Source organism: Nostoc sp. EspVER01 (assembly GCF_034530635.1).
Lineage (GTDB): Bacteria > Cyanobacteriota > Cyanobacteriia > Cyanobacteriales > Nostocaceae > Nostoc.
The window spans coordinates 22,431-40,242 of the sequence record NZ_JAVRCS010000032.1 but is presented as its reverse complement, the minus strand read 5'-3'; the positions used below and the strand labels follow the sequence as shown (position 1 = coordinate 40,242).

Genomic DNA, 17,812 nt, shown 5'->3' with positions numbered 1-17,812 from the left:
TTAATTCCTAAATAATTTCGCGCCTCTCTTCAGCCTATTTACCAAAGTTTTCATCGCCGATTCCTGTGGCTGGCGCGCTACAGGTTTTTGTTGCCCAAAGCCGTCAAACAATTCGTTGAGCTTAACCGTAAAGCCTAAATACGCGCCTCCCGCAGAACGTGTGCCAGAAAAATCTCGGTCATCAACTTTACCAAAGACGTAACCAGCCGAAACGCGCAGATTAGGCGTGAGGTAGTAGCCTGTTTCCAGAACAAAGCCTGTCTCACTGTAGCTAGACTGACTAATTACACGAGCTTCACCCACCAAATCCCAGCTATATCCCAAACGATAGGTAGCGCGTAATTGACCCAGATTTACCGTGCTAGTACCAGCTAAATCGTTAGCTATGTAAGAGGTACTGTTACGCAACGCATACTTCCCGTAGAATTCCCATTGCCAGTTAGGAGCATAAATCGCTTCTAAAGCAAAAGTATGGTCTTGGGAACCCGTACCACTTCCTAACAGGATAGTGTCAGGGATGGTTGATGGATTTTGGCGATATTCATAACGCAATAAAGCATTGAATTTATCGCTATTGGGATCGCGGTAGGCTAAACCCAGTTTTAGATTAGCAGTATCTCCCAATCCTGAAAGCTTTTGATTGGAAGAACCAGCTTGTTGATAACGTACTAAAGCGGTGAGAGCCGGAGAAATTTTACCCGCAGCACCTGCGGTAATTACTGTATTACTACCTCCAGAAGAAGAACGATGTTCGTAACGAGCGCTGGCTTGAAACTGCGGATTATCACTGTATTCCAGACCCACACTGTAGCTATCGCCACCATCAAACCCGATCGCAGATGATGCTTGACCAAAGGCGTAAGGTTGGGCATATTGTTGACCTGCCGCCGTGCGTCCGAAGAAGTTGCCAAATACGTGTTCGTAAGCAACGTTCAGCCGCAATCCCGAAGCAATAGTCCAGCGGTTATTTATACCAATTGCACCTTGGGTAGTCATTTCGTTAGCACCACCCAAAATTGAGTAACGACCAGTCAAGGTAGTATCCGATCCGAGTTTGTGTTCGCCGTTGACACTCAAGCTAGTAATGGAATTACCCGAATATTGACCACTACTGTAATACTGTTGGGCCAAACTGACGTTGACACCAGGAATTACTGCCCAATTCAACCCCAAAATGGTACGGTCTGGGTAAACAGTATCTTTTTGGGAAGATAAGCTGAGTTCATTTTGGGCTTGGAAGGTCAGGTTTTTAGCTAGAGGAACTGAAAAACGCGAACGCAGTTGATTAGAATTACTACTCAAAGCACTGTCGAGAATTCTGTCTTCCCGACGACGATGAATCCAATCCACATCCAGAGTAGCTTTACCCAAACGTTGTTGAATCCCAGCGGAAATTGTCGTCAGTGAATTATCAACTTTGCTCCCAGGTATCGCCTCATAACGCGGTGCAAACAGTTCTTCAAAGGTATCTAGGGGTTGGGGAGCAATCCCAAAATTGTCTTCGTGGTCGTATTGCGCTCTGACGTTGGTAGTTGAGGTGAGTTTAGCTGTAACCTGCGCTCCATAACGAGTTTGTCCTGGGACAAAACTGATAGTGGCATTATTGGCAAAACCCGTATCAGCAAAGCGATAATAGGCACGACCTTGAATCCCATTAGCAATCTTTCCTTCAGCTTCTAAACGATACGCATCACCTCTAACTTTTCCCACAACATCAGAATCATTCGTGGAATGAGCATATTCTGCAATTAACTTACCGTTCTCACCCAAAGCAATCAGTGCATCTGCACCGTAGAGTTGAAAGTCGCGCACCCCGTGATTTTCTTGAACGTAAGTTGCTCCTATCCAACTTTCTTGGTTAAGTTTGCGGGAAAGGTTATATTGCAAACGACCAGCATAGATGCTCCCGTCAGAGTCTTCGCTGTCATATTGATAGCTAACAACAATCCGACGTACCAATACTTGTCCGGTTCGATCGATATCGGTACGAAGAATCGGTTCGCGGAATAATAAAGTACCGCGATCATAGTCGATTTCGTAGTCTGGTCCTCGGTTAAGTTGTTTGCGTTCTAATACAGTCCCAGGACGATTGAGTTCTTCTAACTCGATAAAGACATTTTCACTACCTGCTTGTAATAGTCTGCGAGAGAGGAAGTAATAACCACTAGTACCATCGGGAGCAATAGTATCCCGTTGAAATCCTTCTAAGCGATCGCCATAGAAACCTGTAATTTGTAGGTTTCCTAAGTTGTAATTAGCTTTAAAACCGTGGAGTTGACGGGTGATAGAAGTAAATTGCTGCGATCGCCGCGCAAATTCTTCTGTGTTATAGTCACCCCACATCGCATAATCAGGATCGGAGCCAGGGGTACGAGCTGAACGCTCAAAACGTAAAAATACACTGTCAATGGAAGGAGCGACTACATCAACTTTCGAGCTATCACCGTAGACAGGATAGTTTTGCTCGCTGAATTGGTAAGTTCTAAACAAACGATTATCGCAGTTGCAATCTTCATTGAGGCTACGAGAACTGTTGTATGCGCCTGTAAACAACCATTCTCCGATCGCACCAGTGGCAAATATCGCTGAATGGAAATCTAATTGGGTTCCGTTGTTTTTGTCAGGAGGGAGGAAATCACGGAAACTGCCGTAATAATTTGTACCTCTAGCACCCAATCGTAAATCTATTACTCCAGTAACTAAACTCGGACGCAGTGCAGTTTCAAATTGTAGTTGGGTGAAGGCTTCTAGATCATTTGCGATCGCGCGAATTGTCACAGTTTCGGCTTTTAATTGTGATCGCAACGTCGCTGTAAATTGCCCTGCTTTCGCCTCCACTTGAAATCCCGGTTCATCGGGTTTGAAATCTTTCCCAACCAACTCTCCAGCAGTGGGTATGAGGGTGACAACAGCATCACGATTAGAGCGATTGCCACTTGCATCGATGAGTTGACCCCGAATTGTCGCCGTAGAACGTCCATCCGCCGGGATACGAGACTCAACTGTTTCTAAAGTTAATTGCTGCGGCGCTCCCCGGACTGCGACTTGCACTGTTACAGAGGGTTCTGTTCCTCCAACAGCTTGTGCAGAGATGGTGTTTGCACCTTCTTTTAACGAGACACCATACCATGTCTGCGTTACTAAATTGGTGGTAGCATCAGTTTCCGTCCGTCCCACTAAAGAAGGGTCTACCAACGCGCCATTTACCCGCAATTCCACTTGACTACCAGCGGGAAACTGCACAATCACTGTGCTAGCTTGGACATCTACAACACTGTCAGCCGTCGGAGTCAGGATTTTGATTGCTGTAGATATAGGGACAGTGGGGGACACGGGAAGATTTTCATTCACCCCTTGTCCCTTTGTCCCCGCGTCCTCTACTCCTGCAATTTTGCGTAATCCTCTAGGCAAACCTACAGAAGTTGCTGGTTGAAATGGTTGTATTTTCGTTGGAGAAGCATGAAGCAGTGTTTCAGTATGTTCATCATTCCTGTCCTCTATTCCTGCTATTTTGCCTAAGTCTCTAGACAAATCTACAGAAGTTTCTGGTTGAAATGGTTGTATTTCTGTTTCACTTGGCTGGACATTTGGAATTTTAGGAGCCGATGCTGAAGAAGTTGAAGAAAATTCGAGAGGTGAAGAATTTAAAGCCTCTCCCCTAGAAGAAGAGAGGTTTTCCAGATGCGCTGAAAAATCAGGATCTTCGACACTCTTTTCTGCTTGCGAAGGTGAATCAGGGAAAAGGAGATTTTCACTAGTGATTTCTGCTTTGACAATTGTTGGGTACAAAACAAGGCTGAGAGCTACTACTGGCATCGCCCCCATCAATCTCAGGTTAAATGTAGTTAAACAGTGCAGTCTGGGTTTCATTTCTTGACTGGCTCCTGAAATGTTGGGGTTACACCGAAGTTCATGCGTACCAAGCCACCAGGCTCTAAATGCACCAAGCGAGATTGGCTATTTCGTTCGCGGAATTTTTCGTTATGAGCTAGGGTGTAACCCCCGACACTGCTAAGGTCTAGTACACCCGTGTGGTATCCAGGTAAGGCATTAGCTAAGGAGAACAAACCATTAGGATCTGTAGTGATGCGGTTTCCGTCCTCCAGAAAAATCACTGCATTGGGTACTCCAGGCTCACCACGCTGTTGTTCACCGTCAAAGTTTTTATCAACAAACACCCGACCGATAATCGTGCCACAGTCAGAAACGATTCCTGGACGAATTTTCAATTGGTGGGTTGCTGGGCCATCCTTAGTACTAAAACGGTTATCAGCCCGTTGAGCATTAACGATCGCAGTGTTGCGACCATTACCACGCAATGCATCGGCTGTTATTTGAGCCGCGTAGGCAATATTCAAGACTTTCTCTGGGGAAATTGTTACATCTGTGCGGAATGTCACTGTGTTACCGTTGCGTTCTGAAGCGATCGCGACTGGTTGACCATCTAGCTCTCCTTGCACCGATTTCGGCAATAATTGGAATCCTAAAGGTAGGTTGTCGGTGACAAATATATTATTCAAACCAGCATCAGCGAGATTTTTTACCGACAGGCGGTAGATTACCGTATCCCCAGGTTCAGCAGTAGCGCGATCGCCTGTTTTGATAATCTGTAACTGATTGGCTTGACACAAATTTGTGGTGAATTCAAAGGCTAATAAATCCAGTCCCACTGTTTCTGCGTTGGGAACTAAAACAACTGTTTGCTCTAGTCTGGTTTCACCTGTAAGACTGATTGGTTGACCATCTAAAGAAGTAGCGACATATCGCACGACACCATTATCTTGTGTGCTATTGTTAGCAAGGATTTCAATCTTGACCCGCCGCTGTTTATAGATAGAATTTGGTGGTGGATTAACTACAAAAATGTAGGTTCTACCTGGAGCGGTTTGACCCTTATTCGGATCGAGTAGGAAATTGTAGACACCCGCAGGGTTATTCGTAACAAAGTAGGGATTACTATTCTCAGTATTCGGCGATTTACCACCAGGAACGTTGTTATTAGGAATATCTGGTAACTCTGTTCGAGTCAAAGCAACCAAACTGCCCAATTCTGTCCCCGTTGGATCGCTAGAACTGGGTTCGTAGACCCCAACTGAAAAACCTGTATAGTCAGGTAAAATTGTCCCAGCGCAACCTAAAATCCGTCCTAATGGATCGAGTAAGGGGATAGGACTAACATTAATTTGCTCAGAACTTCCTTGATATTGATAATTACTACCAGAATCTGTATAAGTATAAGTAGCTTGATTTATTAATGGCAAAGACGCAACCAGATTGTTAGTCTGTTGCGCGATCGCTGGCATAGATATAGTAGTATGCAAAAAACTTCCCAGAAGAACAGTAGCTGTTAACCGTCGCCACCAGCTACCGCTAGAAGTAATTTGCTTTTGGTTTTGAGGACGGTTCACTTACCACATCTCCTCTGAAATATCAAGCTTGTTGTTAATAAAAGCACTTATTTATTTGGGGAAATCCAGTTAAGCTAAAACTCTTTTAAAATCTCGTTTCCAGATGGAATCTGAAAATATTCTTCATTGCGGCTCTTGTCTGAGTGAGCAAGGCGGCGTGTTAATCAGCGCACTTGGGTTTGATAAGTTGCCTTAAGTGTTGTTTTGGCTGCGAGAGATGGAATCTGCAAACGGATATGGGTGTAAGCAATGGCTGGGGCTGGTTTTGTTTCCACTTTGCCGCCAGGAAGAGTAACTTTAACAGTCGGATTTTCGACAAAGCTACGCCCACCATCAATGCTATAAATGACTTTGGCATTTTTAGCGACATTGGTAGAATTAAGCACGTAGACCATTCCTTTCGGAATAGGTTGATTGAATATCAAATTCTTCACTGGGCGATCGCTCTTATTTTCGCCACTCAAGGTATATCGCAATACATCTCCTGGCTGCACCACAACTTGACCTTTTAAAGGTTCCCATTTCTGGCTTTGCTTACCCTGGTGATCCTTTGCCATCACTTGCTTTTCTGCTTCTAAACGCAATTGAATTTGCCCTTGAGTTTTGATATTCTGAGCAACAGCACTTTCTGAATGCCATATATTTGCGATTCCCGGAATTTGACCGACAAATGGAACTGTAGCAATGAGAGCGAATGCTCCTAAACCTGCAAGAGAAACACGCTTCATATAAATAACCTCAAAAAAATTCCAGAATGTGAATTGTTGACTTATCTTTCCCAGCTTTTGCTAAGAAAAAGTCACTCTCCTATTTGCTTGCTGTTTGGGGTTGGGGAGTGAGGTCAATTGGTTCGCAGATTCTTTAAGTCTGCGAACTTCAGAGTCCTCAATCCCAACGAATTAGTTCACCTTGCGTTGGAAGGTAAATGTTCTTTGAATACCCGGTGCGATCGTGCCAGTTACAGTATCCACATACTTAGTAACATCAGTGTTTGCCGTAAATCCAGTTTGGTCAATGCCAGAGCTAGTAGCTGGATTACCACTGAAGAATTGAATGGTTGCAGTTCCAGAATCCTTAGCTGAACCAACAATGTTGCTAGTATCAATTTGACCACTGGCATCGTTGTCTAATGCCCAGTTATTAGGGCTTTGCGTACCATCTTCAGTAATCACAACATTGTTAGCATTCAAAATCACATTACCGGTTCCAGATTGAGGATCGGAAATATTTGTGTATTGAATTTGGTACTCAATAATGTTTCCTGGTGCAGGCTTCTTTGGATCAATACTTAATGTGCCATCATTTCCCTGGATTACAGGCCCAGTTCCTTGTAAAACTCGCGACACTTTCAGCAGTTTTAGGAAACCAGTGTAAACGCGATCAATAGTGATGTTAGATGAATCAAAGATATTATCGTTGCCAGTATCCTTAATTCCATCACCGTTGGTGTCCGTCGTGTAATTGTCAATCGAAGCAGTGATGGGTACTGGGAAGCCTCTATTAATATCAGTAGATAACTGCGTACCTGGAGGTAAATCAACTTCCACACCATAGTTGATACTTGCACCAGGAGCAACGTTGGGGATTGTAATTGCTGCACCAGGTGTTGTAAATGCTCCATTATTATAGGTATAGACAGCAGACTGACTACCGTAAGTAATAGTCACCTTCGTATTATTCGGTAAATCTCCTGGAATTGCTGGTGGCGTTGGCTCTATCTTCAAGACACCTGAGTCAGTACCACTATTCTTAATTGTATTGGTGAAGCCAACTGATTGTGGATCGAGTGTACTACCAGGTGCTGTACCAGCAGGAACAAGGGAAGATTTATTAGTGAAGTCATCGTTGGTTAAACCTGATGGCCCAGTAGCATCTGGGGCATTTTGCGGCCCGTTGAGTAACGCTGAAGCAATAGGCGCTTGCACTGTGAAGACGTTCGCCTCACCTCCTGGTGTACCATCACCAGTGTTGTTGTTACCTGTGTCAGTTCCAGTCTCTGGAGCTGTTGGAGTAATAATATAGCCATCATCAACGTTGCCAGCCAATAGAGTATCGGGAACACCATCACCATTGGTATCTGTACCCGTAGGAGGTGTCATATTCCCTGGTGGACCCTCGTAGTTGCTGGGATTTTGGTCGCCGGATTCGTCGTATACGGGGAAATTGCTGCTGGGTGTTTGACCAAATAATTGGGCAATGTTAGCGACGGTTAAGGGTGAAGTTGCAGTTGATTCAACGGCTAGCTGAATCGAGAAGCCATTCACCGTTGTACCAGGAGCGATGGAAGTAATGATTGCTGGATTATTGATAAAACCAACGCGCGTGACTGAGGCCAAGGGTGGTGCTGTCGTAGTCCAACTCGCTGTATTAGCATTAGTTCCAATTGGAGTGGTAGTGTAGACAGTTTGCCAACCAGGAGGCGCAGTTGGTGCTGCTGCCAAATCTGTACCCAAAGGAATCGCATCAGAAACCAAGATATAAGTGCCAGCAACACCATTAACATTGATGCTTGTACCCGTCAGAGCTGCTGGCGTAATTCCCTGTCCTGTGGGATCGTTGGACTCAACTCGTAAACTCAAATCATAGGTCAGCTTGTCATCTGTAATTTGAGTGGTGCCAGCATTGTTATAGCCACTGCGAATCTTGAGAATAGTGGCTAAAGTGTAGGTTTTTACCGTTAAACCAACTTGAATTTGATTGGTGGCGCTAGCTTCCCGCGTACCATTAGCTGGTGCGCCAGCTACTTCACCAACAACACTACCATCAGGGTTATCTGCGGTATAAACGTCACCACCATCAGGATTCCGTAGTTGATTTTGAGCATTACCAGGAGTATTACCAAGGGTAACGGTAATTATGTCATTGGTTTGAGCGCCAGCCTGTACTGTAACTGGCACACGCACCAATACCGTACCACCAGGCGAAACCGAGGGTGTGAATACCTCAGTGCTAGTGATATTTTGCCAGTTTTGACCACCGTCAATGCTGTATTGTAAGCTATTAGCTACACCACCATTTGGTAATGTACCAGAAACTGTACCTGGCCCAGTTGTTGTAGCTAAGTTAGGAATCCGAAATTGGGTGGGGTCGTTACCTACGTTCGTCAAAGTGTAGGTGTAGATGAGTAAGTCACCAACCTGGACTGTTGTATTAGTAGGGCTAGAAGTTGCATCTGTTACACCAGATGCACTGACAGTGATACCAGCAACCTCTGCCACGGTGACAACGACAGTATTAGAAGTGGCATTTATAGTTGTCCCTGGACTGTTGGGATCTTCGTAGGTCGCTGTTGCAGTGTTACTGATAGATGTACCCGCAGTCGTTCCGTCAGCTAATACGGGTGCGAGAAATTGGAAAAGGCTACCAGTTAATAATGCTGTTGCTACTAGAAATTGGTAAAGTTTATGCTGCTTATTTACAGATTGATTTCGATTTACCATAGAAGTAGTTTGTTTGCTGAACTTGTATCTCAGATTTTGAGACAGGATAAAGTTCGGCAATTCCTTTTAAGGAATTACCGATTTATGGCTGCCCAAAACGTTGAAGTTTTGGGAATGCATATTTAAGGAGTTAAATTATTGACACTCCTTGGAAATGATATTGAGACAATAACCAGAAATAACTTGTCTAGTTGTTTTATGCTTACCCTTGAGAATCAAAGCTGGCAATCGCAAATATGTGTAATTTATTACTGTATTTTGCTTAGTTATAGATGTAAATAGTAATGTAGCTTTTAAAGCAAAAAAAATCTTCCGTATAAATAAGTAACTTCTATAGCTGTGAATAAGCGCATCAAAGCTGGAAAATTAACTTTATTTTGGCAACACACATAGCAATTTTAGTGGTTTAATAAGACGCTAAAAAGACTAAAACTTATATAATCAAATGCTTTTGAGTTTTTGTTGTCAGAAATATATACTGCTCTATAGAGTCATTTAGATCAAAAAAATTGAAAGTTAACTAAGCGATCTAGATCGCTTAAATAGGATAGCAATTTCAGTAAATGCGATTTAATCATAAAAAAATGCAATTTAATCATATTAATTTACCGTGTTAATGCTGAAAAAGTAAATCTATTTTATTTTTTCGTAACATTAAAGATATGCGTGTAAATACTAAAAATAGAGATTACTAGTATTAAAGTTTTACAAGAATCATTCCTCTCAATACCAAACATACCCGACATTTTTTGTCGGGTATGTTTGACTGGTATTTTTGCTCGTGTTAGTATCAGGCGACAAGTGACAGACAAACAGGGAAAGCTAGTTTATGACTCAGGCAATAAAAACCCAAACCCAAACCAGCACTGCCTACTTTCAAGCCTTGAAGTGTAAGGAATGTGGTGCGGAATATGAACTCAAAGCCAGTAATGTTTGTGAGTTATGTTTTGGCCCGTTAGAAGTCAAATATGACTACAACGCCCTACGTCTGACTGTCACTCGTGAAACAATTCAAGCTGGGCCTAATTCAATTTGGCGCTACCGCCCCTTTTTGCCTGTCGCAACTGACAATGTTATAGATGTGGGAACTGGTATGACTCCCCTAGTTCGTTCCCACCGTCTTGCCCGTCGCCTGGGTCTAAATAAGCTTTATATAAAAAATGATGCCGTGAATATGCCCACCCTGAGCTTTAAGGATCGGGTGGTGTCAGTTGCTCTATCCAGAGCGCGGGAGTTAGGTTTCACTACTGTTTCTTGTGCTAGCACTGGTAATTTGGCAAATTCTACAGCTGCGATCGCAGCTCATGCCGGTTTAGACTGCTGTGTGTTCATCCCCGCAGATTTAGAAGCCGGTAAAATTCTCGGTAGCTTGATCTACAGTCCCACCCTTATGGCCGTCAAAGGCAACTACGATCAAGTCAATCGTCTCTGTTCGGAAGTTGCAAACACACATGGCTGGGGTTTTGTCAATATTAATCTACGTCCTTATTATTCTGAAGGTTCTAAGACGCTAGGTTTTGAAGTTGCAGAACAACTAGGCTGGGAACTACCCGATCATGTAGTTGCTCCTTTGGCGTCTGGTTCGCTCTTTACAAAAATTTATAAGGGGTTCCAAGAATTTGTCGAAGTTGGTTTAGTAGAAAACAAGAGCGTCCGTTTTAGCGGCGCTCAAGCTGAAGGTTGTTCACCCATCGCCCAAGCTTTCAAAGAAGGACGCGACTTTATTAAGCCAGTTAAACCGAATACAATTGCGAAATCGCTAGCGATCGGCAATCCAGCAGACGGAATTTATGCTGTAGAGTTAGCTCAGAAGACTGGTGGTAATATTGAATCAGTCAATGATGCCGAAATTATTGATGGCATCAAGTTGCTGGCAGAAACCGAAGGCATCTTCACAGAAACGGCTGGTGGTACAACCGTGGCCGTGCTGAAAAAACTGGTAGAAGCTGGCAAAATCGATCCAGATGAAACTACCGTGATTTACATCACCGGTAATGGTTTGAAAACCCAAGAAGCAGTCCAAGGCTATGTTGGCGAACCCTTGACTATTGATGCGAAACTCGATAGTTTTGAACGTGCGCTAGAGCGATCGCGTACTCTGGATCGCTTGGAATGGCAACAAGTCCTCGTTTAGTTAGGAGTTGGGAGTTATGAGTTTTTTGTATTCATAACTCTTTACTCTGAACTTTATTCCTAACTCTCCACTCTTCACTTTTTACTTCTATGGCTGTAAAAGTTTTAGTTCCTACGACTCTTCAGAGTTTTACTAATAATCAAGCTACTTTAGAATCCAGCGGTAACACTATTGCTGAATTGTTAGATTCCTTAGAACAAAGCTTTCCTGGCATTAAATCCCGGTTGTGCGATGAACAAGGTAAGCTACGTCGGTTTGTAAATTTTTACGTCGATAGCGAAGATATTCGCCATTTAGATGGTATAAACACAACCTTGAAAGATGGCGATGAAGTCAGTATTGTTCCTGCTGTTGCTGGTGGTTAATCCTGAAAACATCTACCTAGATTTAAGAAATAAATACATTTAGGCTTGCCGCGAGTGGCAGGCTTATTTTTATTGGTTGCAAATTCAGTATATCGAAAACTTTTGTAAATGACTTTAACGGCAACTATAAAATAATTCCTGGGAATTTTTAGCTTTTGACTGACCTACTCTACAACTCAAAATAGAAGGAGCCTGTATAAAGATCGTTTACATTCAGATTAGATTCTTACCAATCCTCCAGCAGAGATTACCAAGGCGTAATCTTGCTGCTCCTGTTGAACCTCAGCAATAACCTCAATTCTCCACTCACCAATCTCAGGAGTTTCAACAATAATCCCTTCTACGTTATTAACTGTATCTGGTATGCCCTCACCTTCAAAATCATTACCAAGGAGATATGTGCTGTTAGGACGGTAGAGAATTAAGTTTAAATTATTGATTAAATCTTCTCCTGGGTAGTCAGTGTAAACAAGAGTTACTTTTAAGGGAACCTGAATATCAGAAATTTGTAGTTTATACTCAGCTTTCTCACCTGTTTTCAGACCATTCGCTTCATCAATAAAAAGTACCTGCGTTGGTTCTGCTGGATTTAAAACTTGTTGTAGCTTGATCCTTCCCCACCCTTGTTCATTATCAGCGTAAGGTCTAGACGATGGATGGGCAAAGCGGTAATTAATATAAGTTGCGGAATGAATTAGTGCAGCTTTGATTAGAGCAGCGCTTGGATCAGTAATAGACGGCTGATGCCTCTCTCGCAGATATTGCCTCACCAATGCCGCACATCCAGCAACCATAGGAGTTGCCATTGAGGTTCCTCCCAAGTACATGTAATGCTCTTTAGCAGAAGGATAAGCTCCCCAAGCAAAATTATTGCTGGCAATCTGAGAGGATCGAGTCGAGAGGATAAATGTACCAGGAGCAATTACATCAGGGTGTCGGCGACCATTTTGACATGGGCCACGGCTACTAAAAGCCGCAATATCATCTACTGAATCAACCATGCCGTCAGAATTGAAGGGAAGATGAGGAAAGTCGTTTGGCGACCAATCACCATAAGTATGAGAAAATTGCCCATTACGATTATTCTCAGATGCTCCAACAGTCAAACAATTTTTAGCTGTTCCTGGAGGACTCACACTTCCTTGTTCAATTGCTGGTGTGTCAGAAGAACGATGTTTGCCATCATTTCCAGCAGCTACTAGCACCAAAAAATTTTTGTGTTCCCAAACAAATAGATCCAGATCGTTACATCTGTCATCATAGCTTCCTGGTTCGCCCCCACCCCATGAAATTGAATGGATTCTTGCACCTCTCTCATAAGCGTCCTCAAATAGTTGTTTGAGGTCGTCAGGAATACCGAATAACCCCGACTCAGGGGGATTTTGATAATAGGAATTCAGCCAGAAAAGTTGATATTCAGGATTCCACTTAGGTGTTTGCTCAATTGCTTGGAAAATCAATTGAGCATCTGTAGCCATACCAGCAGGAATAGAAGAAATTCCTAACTTTTTTGCTTGCTCTCCGTTTCCTAATGCAGTCCCTGCGATGTGAGTTCCATGTCCTGTATATATATCAGATGCTCCGTCGTCAGCTCCAGGATTGAGAATATAGGAATTTAGAGATGATTGTATTGGGTAACTGTTAATCCACCTAACTCTTTCACGAAAGTCAAGATGAAGTGTTTCAGATTCTCCTGTATCTAATCCTGTATCAGCAATAGCAATTATTTCTCCTTTTCCGGTCAAACCAATCGTTGGCGTAGGATTAGAGGGTATAACACCTCTGCCAATTATATGACAAGCTTTTTCGTTGAACAATTTTGGGATGACTTTTTCTTCTAAGGATTTTAATCCTATTTGATTAGCAATGATTTTGAGGGAATCTATTGCATTATTGTCTGAACTTAGATCGAGTATCAGCTTAGTTGTTCCAGGTTGATCGGCAACGCGAATTCCTTGAGGCTCTAAATTTTTAGCAGCAAGATCGCGATCTTCTTGAGTAAAGAAATTGGCAATTAGGATACCTGGAAGAGGAATGCCTCGATTTTGAGAACTGGGAGGATTTTGAGCTGCTTTTAATCTAGCTGTTGCGATCGCCTCTTTCGTCGCTGATTGACCTAAATTTTGAAGATATTGGGGTTGAACACGAATTTTCGGGACATAGGGTGTGACTTGAGAAACTTCCTCAAAGCTCCTGATATGGTTAATAATATCTTCGCTGGGAACAGATACAACAATTTCTAAACGGCTCAAAGGCTGCAAAATCTTTGCACCTATCTCTTCTATTTTTTGCTTCCAGCTTTCAAGGACTGGATTCTTAAACCGCACTACTTGATCTCTCATATTGGAATATCCAGGGCTAGGGTTAGGTGCTTCCGAAAACTTCAACCGCTCTACAGGAAAGAACTGCTTGATATTATTAATCGCTACCATCGAAGCTGAAACAATTGTGAATGCTGGATAGCTCTTAACAATTCGGACGTTTTGAAAACGTTCTAGCTCATTTTTGGAGGAAAAAACTCGGTATTTTCCTTCCTTCCCCCAAAGTCTTTCTTCAATTCTGTGTCGGGCATACTTAAGTAACTGCTGAATTTTGGGGGAATTATAGGGTAAATTTCCCTTTAATTTCTGTAGTTTATCTAACTCTAATTCTCCTCCCCGTTCAGCTGCCCACATGATAACAGCCTGAAATTCTTTTTCGTCAGCAGGAGTTATGAGAAGTGTTAATCTCCAGATTCTTTCACCTTTATTGCGTAAATCATGCAACTCACTAATTAGCTGTTCATTATTGCTGAAATCAATCGTATTACTTAATGTCTCAACTGATTCGATATCCGATTTCAGTAATGTCCCAATTTCACGTACCAAATCTTTTTGTTTCCCTTGAGGAATAAATTGTTCAAGTTCTTTTATTTTTTCAACAGTTTCTTCAATATCGCTGATATTTTCTGTCGAAGGGTCAACATTACTGATTTCAGGAATAATACCATTTCTTAATTCCCCAATCAATTCACTTTTTTTAACTTGATCCAACTCAACTTGTTTAATTAAACTTTTCCTTTCGCTTGGTTCAAGATCCGATTTAATTTTCTGAAACTGATTTTTTAATTCTCTTTCAAAATTACTGACACAATCAAGAAACACACTCAAACTTGCCATTTTTCAATTTTCCTTTCCAGCTTAATTTTCACCAGTCGATGATGTTATATTTATAGGACTTATCCAATTGTGACGAAAACCCAAGCCTTTATGATTAATTTGCTTCGTCCTTAATGATATAAAATCGTAGTCCGTGTGTAAGTCCTTATTTATTCAATATTTAGTATTTTTCTGACTTCTTTTTCAAGCTCAAAAGGGAGAAAATTATCTTTTTGACAAAACAAAACATTGCTGTCTCTACTAATTTCCTCTGCTAAATTTTCGTCAGAAACATTAGTAAATATGATGGTTGGTAAATAAGGATTTTCTTTTATTATCTTCTGATAAAATGCAATGCCTGTTCTTAGACCATAATGTGTTTGCTCGTCATCAAAACTTTCTCCTGTTGGCATCATGATGTCTAAGATAAGAAGTTTAATTTGTGTCTGGTTCTTGGCAAAAAACTCTAAAGCCGAGTCTACATCTGACTTAAATTCAACCTCGTGTCCAGATAAAACTAAATCCTGAACATAACTATCCATTCTTCTTCTTTCATCATCAACGAAAAGAATCATTTGGAGCCTCCTTAAATATTTTTGGTAGAATCAAATGAAACTCAGTCGGCTTTGAGTTGTTGACTAACTTTAAGCTTCCTCCTAGTTGCTGGATAATCGCTATAGAAATGCTTAATCCTAATCCCGATCCTCCTACTTTTTTAATTGCGTCCAAAGATCGAAATCCTTCTTCAAATATCTTATTTACATCGTCTTCTACAATCCCAATTCCCCAATCTTTGAATTTAATCATCAGGTTTTCTTTATACTCACTTGCCTCTAATAATATTTTGAATTGCCCTGGATTTTTTTCAGCATATTTAATTGCATTTATCAAAAGATTATAAATTACTTGATTTAACATAACCTTATCTGTAAGTATTGCCATCCTAGCAGCATCACCAAATTCATATCTTACACCCTTTACATGTAAACCATACTCATTTAAAATAGGTTTAAGCTGGTTAACTGTTTTAACAACAATATCTCGAAAAACAATAACTGATTCAACTTTAGGTTTTTCAGAGTAACTCCTACCCAAAAAGTATTCAATTTGTCTAATTTGATAAAGAAGTAAATCACAATCAGTTAGGATATCTTCAAACTTTATTGCAATAGTACTAGGAGCTAAATTTATATCACTAAAACGCCTCTGAAGAAAGCTAGCATGGCTTCTTATACCTACGACTGGAGATTTTAGCTCATGAGTAATTCTATCAATCAGCCCTGATTTTCTACGTTCAATAGCATGAACTGCATGTTCAACAAACCCCTTAAGTATTTGAACATCTTGCTCATAAATATGCTGTCTATATTCTCTTTTGTAACCAGCTTCAACAGTCCCTATGACTAAGTTATTCAAAGGCTCAATCATTGGAATGAAAACTCTGATAATATCTTCATGTCCAAACTTCTTAAAAATTTCTTTATCTAGTCCTGGATCATCGTTATCAGGTACTTTAATTTGTTTATTTCGTACAATATTGGCTTGAATATCGTCACTATCTAGATTATGTAAAGCCATTTTCTTAAACTCTTCCTTTTTATCTTTTGGAAGCCCAGATATATAATCAGATTTAATGCTAGTTCGATCTGAATTAATTAGGGAAATATTAACCCAAGTGAATTCAAGAATTGTAGTAATACCTTTAATGACAATTTTTATAATTTCATCAAAATTTTGAGCCTTAGTAATTTCCCTTTCAATTTCCCGAATAGCCACCAATTTATTATAGAATTCAATTCTTTCCAGACGTAGAGCAGTATGACGTGCCAATAATAAGAGACGCTTTTGATATGTCTCAGGGAAATTATCAATTTTTGAACTTTCAATGTTTAATATGCCAATCCGCTTAGAACCTGTTTTGACTTCTAAGTTTTCTCTGATTGGCACTTTATCTATTAATATAGGAACAGACATCTGAGATCGCGTATCTGACCAACGTTTATGATAAGTTTTTGACCATTCATCGCTCAGAACATCATTAGCTATAATTGTTTTTCCTTCGATGAGTGCTTTATTAGTAATACCTATGCCAAATTCAAGCTCTGAAGTATTATTTAACTCTACTGACTCAAATTTGCCATTTTGATGGTTTAAACGACCAATCCATATTCGTGGCTTTGAGCCTACCAGCTTCAATGCTCCTTTTCTTAATAAGCTCCAAACTTCATTAGCTTCAGAAGTCGCTGTCATCTCAAGCATAATAGCTGTCAGATCCTGAAGTTTTTCCCTATCATCATAAATTTCCTTTTTGCCTTTGACAAAATATTTTTTTTGAATGCATAAAGAAGCAAAGTTTGCCAGTATATTAAATAAATTTTTTTCAGAATTATTGAAGTGGCGAGTATCTTTTGTAAATACATCAAGAATACCAACAATTTCGCTTTCAATCTTTAATGGAATACTTAAAAAAGAGATCCACCGTCTTTTATTGAGTTCATCAATATCAGCCAATCTAAAAGTTGCTTCATTTACATTGACCAAAGACAAGACTTTATCTCTATTCAAAATATACTGTACTCCTGGATGTCCCAAATCCATTTCAATTCTCTTGTACTTATCATCTACTTCTCCATAAGTAGCTATCACTTTAAACTTTGGCTTATCCTGCTCTTTGTTCCACAGAATACATATTGGAACAGACAAAAGGTCACAAACTTTCTCAGGAAGGGCTTGGAGTAATTCATCAGCAGAGGTTGAAATTAAGCTTTGTGACAAATCATTTAAATATCTCAATATTTCGCTAGAAGATTTCTTAAAATACTTGCTGTCTTCAATGCTTGCCATTCTTTTGTTTCCATTACGAATTTCTTTCTAGAGTGCATTCAAGTTTTTATGCCTAAAACCAACAACCCAAAAATCATTCTTGAACAGAAATAAGACTATGTATTACGTTTCATAAACCTATCCCACTAATAAAATTTGTTCTAAAAAGCTTAAAAATATGACGATAAATCAAGTTTTTTAAGCAAACTTTACTTACTCAAAAAATTAGGAATTTTTAGAATAGGGTATAAATTCATATAACTCTAATTGAATCTAGGTAATTAGTCACAAATAAGTAAGCCTAAGTAACGCTACTTGCTCCGCAAATAACATTGCAGCTACACCCTTATTAGTAACCTCAGCCACTTAACTATTTATTATGCGAATTTATTATGCGAAAACTTTCCATATATCAAACTCAGCGATCTAAACAGGGAAATGGTTTCAGGCATTTTAAGACATTTTCAGCATAATATCAATATTTTTACGGATTTTAACTGGATTT

At 40.6% G+C, this 17,812-nt stretch carries 9 protein-coding genes; 2 read left to right on the top strand and 7 right to left on the bottom strand.

Annotated elements, in window-relative coordinates; genetic code table 11:
- From RMX69_RS22750 to RMX69_RS22735, 4 genes are all read right to left on the bottom strand, one after another.
- On the bottom strand, window positions 1–3,870 hold the full coding sequence (locus RMX69_RS22750) for an Ig-like domain-containing protein (RefSeq protein WP_322638782.1): 3,870 nt from the start codon (window positions 3,868–3,870) through the stop codon (window positions 1–3).
- On the bottom strand, window positions 3,867–5,303 hold the full coding sequence (locus tag RMX69_RS22745; RefSeq protein WP_322638792.1) for a hypothetical protein: 1,437 nt from the start codon (window positions 5,301–5,303) through the stop codon (window positions 3,867–3,869). The genes RMX69_RS22750 and RMX69_RS22745 overlap by 4 nt, the downstream gene beginning before the upstream one ends.
- A gap of 269 nt (window positions 5,304–5,572) precedes the next feature.
- Window positions 5,573–6,136 carry a hypothetical protein gene (locus RMX69_RS22740; RefSeq protein ID WP_289795518.1) on the bottom strand — a complete coding sequence of 188 codons (564 nt, stop codon included), beginning with the start codon at window positions 6,134–6,136 and terminating at the stop codon, window positions 5,573–5,575.
- Between the two features lie 171 nt (window positions 6,137–6,307).
- Complete coding sequence (locus RMX69_RS22735) at window positions 6,308–8,848, bottom strand: hypothetical protein (protein WP_322638781.1); 2,541 nt, start codon at window positions 8,846–8,848, stop codon at window positions 6,308–6,310.
- Window positions 8,849–9,677: 829 nt separating this feature from the next.
- On the opposite strand from RMX69_RS22735, the gene thrC reads away from it, so the two are divergent.
- Together thrC and RMX69_RS22725 are read left to right on the top strand one after the other, a co-directional pair.
- The gene (gene thrC / locus RMX69_RS22730) at window positions 9,678–10,982 is read left to right on the top strand and encodes a threonine synthase (protein ID WP_322638780.1); all 1,305 of its coding nucleotides are present in this window, start codon (window positions 9,678–9,680) and stop codon (window positions 10,980–10,982) included.
- Between the two features lie 89 nt (window positions 10,983–11,071).
- Window positions 11,072–11,347: a ubiquitin-like small modifier protein 1 gene (locus RMX69_RS22725; RefSeq protein WP_289795521.1), complete on the top strand. Its 276-nt coding sequence runs from the start codon at window positions 11,072–11,074 to the stop codon at window positions 11,345–11,347.
- Between the two features lie 218 nt (window positions 11,348–11,565).
- Here the strand turns inward: RMX69_RS22725 and RMX69_RS22720 are convergent, their stop codons facing one another.
- The 3 genes from RMX69_RS22720 to RMX69_RS22710 all read right to left on the bottom strand — a co-directional run bounded on the left by RMX69_RS22720 (window position 11,566) and on the right by RMX69_RS22710 (window position 17,328).
- Window positions 11,566–14,505, bottom strand: coding sequence for a S8 family serine peptidase (locus RMX69_RS22720; protein ID WP_322638779.1), 2,940 nt, complete (start codon window positions 14,503–14,505; stop codon window positions 11,566–11,568).
- Window positions 14,506–14,654: 149 nt separating this feature from the next.
- Window positions 14,655–15,059, bottom strand: a complete 405-nt coding sequence (locus RMX69_RS22715; RefSeq protein WP_289795523.1) for a response regulator — start codon at window positions 15,057–15,059, stop codon at window positions 14,655–14,657.
- Complete coding sequence (locus tag RMX69_RS22710; RefSeq protein WP_289795524.1) at window positions 15,043–17,328, bottom strand: GAF domain-containing sensor histidine kinase; 2,286 nt, start codon at window positions 17,326–17,328, stop codon at window positions 15,043–15,045. The genes RMX69_RS22715 and RMX69_RS22710 overlap by 17 nt, the downstream gene beginning before the upstream one ends.
- Between the last annotated feature and the right edge of the window lie 484 nt (window positions 17,329–17,812).